The 9,378-nt window shown below is 41.5% G+C and carries 5 protein-coding genes; 3 read left to right on the top strand and 2 right to left on the bottom strand.

What is annotated here, in order from left to right:
* Both F6J94_RS24515 and F6J94_RS24510 read right to left on the bottom strand, forming a co-directional pair.
* Positions 1-211, bottom strand: a 211-nt coding sequence (locus F6J94_RS24515; protein WP_293044957.1) for a hypothetical protein, incomplete at its 3' end; no start/stop codon positions are given.
* 295 nt (positions 212-506) lie between these two features.
* Positions 507-686 carry a hypothetical protein gene (locus tag F6J94_RS24510; protein WP_293022179.1) on the bottom strand — a complete coding sequence of 60 codons (180 nt, stop codon included), beginning with the start codon at positions 684-686 and terminating at the stop codon, positions 507-509.
* Positions 687-1,637: 951 nt separating this feature from the next.
* Here F6J94_RS24510 and F6J94_RS24505 point away from each other — a divergent pair.
* The 3 genes from F6J94_RS24505 to F6J94_RS24495 all read left to right on the top strand — a co-directional run bounded on the left by F6J94_RS24505 (position 1,638) and on the right by F6J94_RS24495 (position 9,174).
* Positions 1,638-2,879 (top strand): TauD/TfdA family dioxygenase, encoded by a 1,242-nt coding sequence (locus F6J94_RS24505; protein ID WP_293044955.1) that lies wholly within the window; start codon positions 1,638-1,640, stop codon positions 2,877-2,879.
* 19 nt (positions 2,880-2,898) lie between these two features.
* Positions 2,899-4,764 carry a non-ribosomal peptide synthetase gene (locus F6J94_RS24500; RefSeq protein WP_293044953.1) on the top strand — a complete coding sequence of 622 codons (1,866 nt, stop codon included), beginning with the start codon at positions 2,899-2,901 and terminating at the stop codon, positions 4,762-4,764.
* Between the two features lie 159 nt (positions 4,765-4,923).
* Positions 4,924-9,174 carry an amino acid adenylation domain-containing protein gene (locus tag F6J94_RS24495; RefSeq protein WP_293044951.1) on the top strand — a complete coding sequence of 1,417 codons (4,251 nt, stop codon included), beginning with the start codon at positions 4,924-4,926 and terminating at the stop codon, positions 9,172-9,174.
* Positions 9,175-9,378: the final 204 nt, after the last annotated feature.

Here is a 9,378-nt window from a genome sequence, read left to right as displayed (position 1 = left end):
CTAAAGCTATAATTGAACCAATATGTGCCCCAACATCAATAAAAGTCTTGTTGTGATCACATAATTGAGTGACCAAACGTGTAGCGATATGATCGTTAATTATAGTTCCTAAACTTTCCGATTTAGTGACCGCCCCTTTTACCCTATCTATTGTATCACGGGTTGCCATTGCCAGTTTCCCAAGGAAGGTACCCAGAATTAGTTGCTTCATTACGAGGTAGTTGCCTTTAGAGCTTAACTACTACTATACAGTCTAACTTTGGGTCTTCCGGACAAAATGATGCTAATTGAGCACAGAGCAACTCTAAATCTAATGCTGGCCAAGGATTTTGGGTATTTAGATATCCTAGACGAGTAAGAAACAAATTCTAAAAAAAATACATCTATACAGAATAGTTATTTTAGCTGATCGTAAAAATTAGATCCTCATAAATTAGAATTTTATTTATTTGTAAATGCTATATCTACAAACCAAACTATCTGGAAAAAACCAAATTATAATTAATCTAGTGTAAGCATTCAGCTATCAGTTTATGGGCTACGTTAAGTCCCAGCGTCGTTCGCACAGCGTGGCCAAACGCGCCCCGCGTGGCCTTTAGGCCAAGGCCAAAGCCTGTGCCACAAAGCTGTTCCCGTAGCGTGGCCAAGCTACGTGAATGGCCAAGGGTTTTTCTGTTGACTTTCAATTCTCATTCATCTATCAATATTAAATTCTCCCGTTCCCGTAGCGTGGCCATAGGCCAAACAGGTTTATTTTAAGCTGACGGCTGACAGCTGACGATATACTTTTCTTATTCCAAGAGGATTTTGATTAATTAATTCTTATCCAGAGTGTTGTATATTTGTGATGTATATAGCAAAGACAGCAATTTGTCAAGCCCTCTTACCAAAACTTCACGGTCTTGCTCCCATCACCTGTGGGCTTGATATCCTCAATGGATTGTCTTTTTTGCGTAGCCTTGAAGGCCCTAGCCCTTCGGGCTAATCCCTCTCAAGTTCCTACACATAACTCATCAATTGTAAAGCAATTTTTAAATTACTGAAAATGGTGTCCTATTTGGCACTTATTTCGGCTTTACCCCTAACTGTTCAATATTAATTAAAAAAGGAAAAATTAAATCTCCGGATCTGGTAAAATGTGACGGTATAGTTAAATCATGAACTGTTTATTTAACTATTTTTTAAAAAAACCATATTCAGAACTACAAAGCTGATTAGAGTTTCTCTTCGTTTTAAAAATTAGGTAGCTTGAACGGAGTTATTTTTAGTTTGTCTAAGTTTTTACGGTTAGGGGCAATATCTGAGCATAGCTATACTTCTTGAGTAGTCAGTCTATACACATCACCAGGAATAAAGCTCAGAATAGATCACCAAAAATTCTGATATAGTTAACGTTTTTCCTAGAAATTACCAGTTATTTACTGTCCTATAGTTAACCAAAAATGACGATTGCCAAAACCTACTCTGGAATCAATTCAAGTATATACCATCTACTTGAGACCAGGGCAAATAAAAATCCCCAAGACATAGCCAATGGCCGTCGCTTTTTTGGCGATCGCCTCTGGTGCCACCTGTGCGCCTCTCAATCCTGGCTATGTACAACCTGACACAATTGAAAATTGCGAAGAAGTTGAGCTATGAACACTGGTGAATTCCTGGACTATCTCAAAAGTTTGAATATTAAGCTTACCGTTAATGGAACTAAGCTCAAGTGTAGTGCACCCCCTGGTGTGCTAACGTCAACTTTGCAAGCTCAAATTGCAGAACGTAAAGCAGACCTCTTAGGGTTTTTGCAGAATATTTCAACATTGGCCAATAGTCAGACCAACCACTCAACTCGAAACGTTGCAAAAGAGAGGATATCGTCGGTACTCCAGCAAGATCAAGTCAACAGTTCTTCAATACCTCCTCAGAATGACTTCCCACTAATTATTGTATCTCCAGGCAATAATGTAAGCCTGTGTGATTGGGTCACTCAACATCGGCAATCCCTGGAAGCCAAAATTCTAGAACATGGTGCAATCCTATTTAGAAACTTTAATTTGAATGGCATTGCTGAGTTTGAACAGTTTATTAAGGCGATCGCCGGTAGTACTATGGCTTATAGTGGGGAATCCGTTGGAGTCACTCCACGTACACCAGTTCACGGTAATATTTATACCTCAACAGAATTTTCCGCTAAATTTAAAATTGCACTGCACAATGAATCTTCCTTTGCCTACACCTGGCCCTTAAAAATTTTCTTTTACTGTATACAACCAGCACCAGAAGGAGGTGAAACTCCCATTGCTGATAGTCGCAACGTTTTGCAGCAAATTCCCGACTCGATTAAACAGCGTTTTCTACAACGAGGCGTGATGTACTTGCGAAACTACGGCATTGGTTCTGGACCTAAATGGCAGCAAGTTTTTCAAACGACGAATAAAAGTGTTGTAGAAGAATATTGCCGAAGCACTGACACGACGGTAGAGTGGCAACCGGGCAATCGCCTACGGACCCGTTCCTTTAGACCTGCAATTGTCAAGCATCCTCTAACGGGAGATATGGTCTGGTTTAATAACATATGTCAAGCCAATGTCGCATGTCTTAATGCCAGCTTGAAAGAAGCAATGCTGGATGCTTTCAAACTTGAAGATTTACCGCGCAATAGTTATTACGGTGATGGTTCGGAGATTGAACCCTGGGTGTTGAATGCTCTTCAAGCAGCGTACCAAAAGGAAAAAGTTTTATTCACCTGGCAAAAAGGTGATGTATTAATGTTAGATAATATGTTGGCTGCACACGGACGAGAACCCTTTGTTCCTCCTCGAAAAGTAGTAGTAGGAATGGCAAATCCAGTCAATCGCCAGTCTGTTGGAATTATTAGTAATCTCGCGTAAATTTATATATTCAAGTTTTATGAATTTTCAACCATTTGAGAAGTCAGAGATTGAACAATCCATTAATCGCCGATTTGAAAGTCAAGTTGCTCGATATCCCCATCACATTGCGGTTAAAACTTCTGAGTGTGAATTAACTTATGACACTTTAAATCAAGCAGCTAACCGTTTGGCTCATCAAATTCTGCAACAGTGTCCTCCAGAACAAGAACTTGTACCAATTCTATTTGAACATGGTGCTTCTATGGTGGTTGCAATTCTAGGTGTACTCAAAGCAGGTAAAGGCTGGGTACCCCTAGCTTCTTCTTATCCACAGGTAAGGCTAGAAACCATTTTGAGCGAACTTAATGCATCGGTGTTGATTACGAATCAGCGCAACCTTAACCTTACAGAAGTTTTACTACCCAATAGGGAACAGATTATCAACATTGATGAGATAGATCCACATTTATCCGGTGACAACCTAGATATTTGTGCTTCAGCAAATGCGATCGCTTGCGTCCTTTACACATCTGGTTCAACAGGAAAACCAAAGGGTGTGATTCATAGCCACTGCAATCTACTTCACCTCATCAGACGCGGTACAAATGCCTTAAAAATAGATGCGAATGACCGTTTATCACTTCTTCCTTCCTATAGCCATATAGGAGGGACGAACAATATTTTTCGAGCGCTACTCAACGGTGCAATGCTTTTACCTTATGACCTTAATGAAAAAGGATTAGTAGGTCTTTCAACTTGGCTGATTGAGGAGAAAATCACAATCTACCATTCCGTTCCCACAGTTTTTCGACATTTCATTAATACTTTAAAGGAAGACGACACATTTCCAGATATTCGTGCTATCCACCTCGGTGGAGAACCAGTTTATAAATATGATGTTGATTTATTTAAGCAATATTTCTTTGATAGTTGTCTGCTGCTCAATAATCTAGGATGTACTGAATTATCTAGCTACAGGCAGTATTTTATTTACTCAGACACAAAACTTCCCAGTAATATCGTTCCAGTTGGTTATAAAACGGAAGATGTAGAGGTATTATTACTAGATGAAAATGGCAAGGAAGTTGCAACAGGTTGTACGGGCGAAGTAGTTCTGAGAAGTCCTTATCTAGCACTGGGTTATTGGCAACAAGCCGAGCAAACTAATGCTGCTTTCTTCCCCGATCCAGAATTTCTTGATCGACGATGCTATAAAACTGGTGATGTCGGTTATTTTCTCCCAGATGGTTGTTTAGTTCATGTAGGTCGCAAAGATTTTCAAGTCCAAATTCGAGGTTATCGCGTTGAAATTGCCGAAATTGAAGCTGTACTCTTTGAACACCCAAAAGTAAAGGAAGCTGCCGTTAAACACCAGGATAATGGGGAAGAAAAGAAATTAGTTGGCTACATTGTTCCCCTAGAAGGAGAGCATTTGAGCAACAAGGAGTTGCACAACTATCTCAAACAACATCTGCCAGATTATATGATTCCCGCTCTTTTCGTTATGCTGGCAGCACTTCCGCTAACGCCTAATGGTAAAGTAAATCGTTTAGCATTGCCAGATACCAAACAAGAAACTGTATCTACTAGGGAAGATTATGTTGCGCCTCGAACAAACATAGAAAAAACCTTAGTCAGTATTTGGTCTCAAATCCTCAATCTTCAGCAAGTAGGTATTTATGATAACTTCTTCTTGTTAGGAGGAGACTCACTGCAAGCCATGAGAGTCGTCTCGCAAGTCCGCTCGACATTGAATATTGAACTGCCACTCCGGAGTCTATTTGAATTTCCAACTGTGATTGAATGGGCTAAACAAATTGACCGAGTGGCTTGGTTTGGGCAAAAAAAACCAGACTCTGTGGAATCTATAGCAGTTGAAAATTGGGAAGAAATTGAGCTATGAAAGCGGGAAAGTTCCTGAACTATCTCAAAAGTTTTAATATCAAGCTTGCTGTTAATTTAATTCCCCTGGTATGTTAACTCCAACCTTGTAAGCTAAGTTGTCTGAGCATAAAGCAAAAATTCTAGCTTTTTTACGAAAAGTACCACAGAAAATTGAATTATGAATACTCTAGAATTTTTATCAGAACTGCGTAATTTAAGAATACAACTCTCTACAGACGGTGAACAACTACGCTGCAATGCTCCTAAAGATGTACTAACACCAAGTTTGCGACTGGAGCTAGCTGAACGCAAGGCAGAAATTATAGCCTTTTTGCAAGATAGTTATCTGGCTGGCAATTCTACCTTTTTACCAATACAGTCTGTTCCACGGAACCAAAACTTGCCTCTATCCTTTGCCCAGCAGCGACTGTGGTTTTTAGACCAGCTAGAACCCAATAGCCCCTTCTACAACATACTAAGGGCAGTACGCTTAAACGGCGACCTTAACATTCAAGTTCTACAACAAGCACTAGATGCCATAGTTGCCCACCACGAGGTACTACGCACGAACTATATTTCTGAAAACGGCAACCCGATACAAGTTATAGCGGCACCCCAATCGGTAGAACTGCAAATCATTGACCTCCAGCAGTATGGGGAAACACAAGGTGAAATCCAACTACAAAAACGACTGCAACAAGAAAGTCAACGCCCCTTCAACCTAACATCAGATATCATGTTACGGGGCTGCTTACTGCAACTAGCACCACAGGAGTATGTGCTGTTATTAGTCATGCATCACATCGCCTCTGATGGTTCGTCAACAAATATCCTTTGGGAGCAATTAACACAACTGTACAAAGCCTTTTTAGATGGCAAACCCAACCCATTACCAAAACTCCCCATTCAATATGCAGACCATGTTGTTTGGCAGAGACAATGGTTATCGGATAAGGTACTAGACAAACAACTCAACTATTGGAAACAGCAACTAGCAGGTGCGAACCCAGTACTAGAATTACCCATAGACCATCCCCGTCCAGCAGTCCAAACCTATCGTGGTGCTAGCGAATCGCTCATCTTACCCCAAAGCTTGAGTGATGGACTCAAACAGCTTTGCCGTCAGCAAGGGGTGACATTATACATGACCTTATTGGCAGCATTCCAAACTTTACTCTATCGATATAGCAGACAAGAAGACATTATCGTTGGTTCCCCTATTGCTGGTCGCAATCGTACCGAGGTTGAACAATTAATTGGCTTTTTTGTCAATACTTTAGTGTTACGAACTCAATTTCAAGAAAGTTTGAGTTTTACTGATGTATTGAAGAGGGTTCGGCAAACAGCAATAGAAGCTTATGCTCATCAGGACGTACCATTTGAGCAGTTGGTACAGGAATTACAACCCCAACGCTCTTTGAGTTATAGTCCCTTGTTCCAGGTGATGTTTGCCTTACGAAACGATGTAATGGGAACCCCAGATTTTCCGGGTTTGACTTGCAGTCGGCTAGAAATGAAAAGTGTTGCTGCCAAGTTTGATTTTTTCCTGTCAATGAAGGAGACACAAGAAGGATTAATTGGATACTGGGAATACAATAGCGACCTATTTGATCGGGCAACCATTCGTCGTTGGATTAGTCATTTCCAAGTCTTGTTAGAGGGAATAGTTGCCAATCCCCAACAGCCGGTTTACCAATTACCTTTGCTCACAGAATCCGAACGGCATCAGTTATTAGTTGAATGGAACGATACAGCAACAGATTATCCCCAATACAAGTGTATTCATCAGTTATTTGAAGAACAAGTAGAACTCACTCCCGATGCAGTAGCAGTGGTGTTTGAACATGAGCAATTGACCTACCGGCAGTTAAATAGTCGAGCGAATAAATTAGCCCATTATTTGCGTTCAACAGGAGTAAAACCGGAAGTATTGGTGGGGATTTGTGTCGAGCGTTCCCTTGAAATGGTGATGGGGTTATTGGGGATACTCAAAGCGGGTGGGGCTTATGTTCCCATTGACCCAGATTATCCGAAAGAGCGCATTGCTTATATGCTCAAAGATTCGGCAGTATCAGTACTGTTGACTCATCAAAAGTTGTTGACATCATTACCATCACATCAAGCGAGTGTTGTCTGTTGGGATATTGACTCTGAAGCGATTAATTCTGAGAGTGAGGAAAATTTGACAACACTCGTCACTCCTGACCAATTAAGCTACATTAACTACACTTCTGGTTCTACAGGAGTACCCAAAGGTGTAGAAGTTACTCATCGTGGTGTTACCCGTCTGTTGTTTGGAGTAAACTACGCTAATCTTGATGCTAAACAGACATTTGTGCAAATAGCTCCGATTTCTTTTGATGCTTCCACATTTGAGATTTGGGGCGCTTTATTGCATGGTTCCCGGTGTGTTATTTTTTCCGAAAAAATTCCGACATCCAAGGAGTTGAGCCATCTAATTACTAAGAACAAAATCACCACTTTATGGCTAACTTCTACACTATTTAATACCATCATTGACGAAAATCCAGAAGCATTATCAGGAATTCGGCAACTACTCATCGGTGGTGAGGCTCTTTCAGTTTCCCACGTTCGTAGGGGACTAAAAGCTTTGCCATCTACACAAATTATCAATGGATACGGTCCAACGGAAAATACAACATTTACCTGTTGTTATGCAATTCCAAGTTTACTAGACTCTCAAGGGCGGTCAATTCCAATTGGTACTCCCATTGCTAACACCCAAACCTATATCCTAGACCAACATCTGCAACCCGTTCCCATTGGTATTCCCGGAGAACTGCATATTGGTGGAGCGGGTTTAGCCCGTGGTTATCTCAACCGCCCCCAACTCACCGAACAAAAATTCATCCCCAACCCATTTAGCAAACAACCGGGTTCTCGCCTCTACAAAACAGGTGACTTAGCTCGCTATCTCCCCGATGGCAACATCGAATTCCTCGGTCGCATCGACAACCAAGTCAAAATTCGAGGTTTCCGCATCGAACTATCAGAAATTGAAGCAACTCTAATTCAACACCCTGAAATCCAAGAAGCCGTAGTCATAGTAAGGGAGGTTTTACCTGGTGACAAACGCCTAGTAGCCTACGTTGTTTCTCCTGGGGAAAAGGCCGACATTCTCACCACCAAGCTACGGGGCTTTCTCAAACAGAAATTACCCCAATACATGATACCCAATGCCTTTGTAGTATTAGATGCTTTGCCTCTAACACCCAATGGCAAAGTAGATCGGCGTGGCCTACCGGCACCGGATACTTCCAGGCAGTTGGGAACCGAAACCTTTGTTGCACCCAGAGATTCAATTGAACTGCAACTAACCCAAATCTGGTCACAAGTTCTCGGTATCCAACCCATAGGAGTAACAGATAACTTCTTTGAGTTGGGCGGTCACTCCTTGCTGGCAGTGCGCTTAGTTGCAGAAATAGAAAAAGTCACTCAGACAAAATTGCCGTTGGCCGCCCTATTTCAATTTACAACCATTGAGGAAATTGCCAGTCTTCTCAAAGAACCAGAAGTAGCAGATAACCCTAACCCTAATCTATCTCCAGAGTTGTTACCACTGGATACAGATGACCTTCGCGCCTTGTTAACTATTGTAGCTGGTCGAGAAGGAGCGCGACCTCGACCGGATTCTCTAATGGTTGCTATCCGTTCCACAGGGGTGAAGCCACCGCTGTTTTATTGCGCTAATGGTGTCGGGGAAATATCTACTCTTGCCCGCTATTTAGGTGAGGAGCAACCAGTTTATTTCCTAGAATCTGGTTACGTGGTTATCGGGAAAAAAGGCCAACCGACACAGAATAATATTAAAGCGATCGCCGCTAGTCACGTTCGCGATATCCTGGAGGTATATCCCACTGGACCAATACTGTTAACAGGATATTCTTTTGGTAAAAATGTAGCTTATGAAGTTGCCAAGCAACTACAAGAGCGCGGAAAGAAAGTGGCTTTTCTAGCTATATTAGATACTTCGGGTTCGGGACAGATGTATCGCTACTATCTGCAAAGAATAGAGCCGGCTCTGGTGGCAATGAAAAAGGAATTATTACGTGGTTCGTTAGTGTCTTGTGCTTGGCAGTTAGGCTCGTTGCTCTGGGAAGTAAAAGACAATTTAACCATACAAAAGTCTATGTCTGCTGTGGGAGCGAATCAAGGAGAGTATCTGATGCAAGGCTACTCGGGTAAAATTACACTCTTCCTGACTCGGGTTGCTCGTGATCACCGTCACCACATTAAAATTCGGCGTTGGCTGTTTCCGTTAAGGGCTTGGGAGGAACACGTTGTCGATCTAATCAGAGTTCCTGGGGACCATTTGAGTATGCGAACCGAACCTCATGTGCGGGTGTTAGCAGAGAAATTAAAAATGTGCATTGATCAGGCTTTGGCTGCTGAAGCTGATCGTGAGTAATCTTTAGTTGACAAGCAGCAGTTACAGTGGTAAGGTAGACCTTACAGTTCACCTAAAATTTAAATCCTAATAAATTCGGCTCTCCTAGGGTGGCTATGATAAATTAGTATAAAATAATCCCCATAGCCTTTACTAAGTAAGGTTTTGAGTAATTTAAAAATGCAATTTTAATAAAACTGTATTTTGAGTTGATTGAATCCCTTG

Source organism: Moorena sp. SIO1F2 (assembly GCF_010672755.1).
Taxonomy (GTDB): Bacteria; Cyanobacteriota; Cyanobacteriia; order Cyanobacteriales; family Coleofasciculaceae; genus Moorena.
The sequence above is the reverse complement of the archived record's forward strand: the minus strand, read 5'-3'. Positions and strand labels throughout refer to the sequence as shown.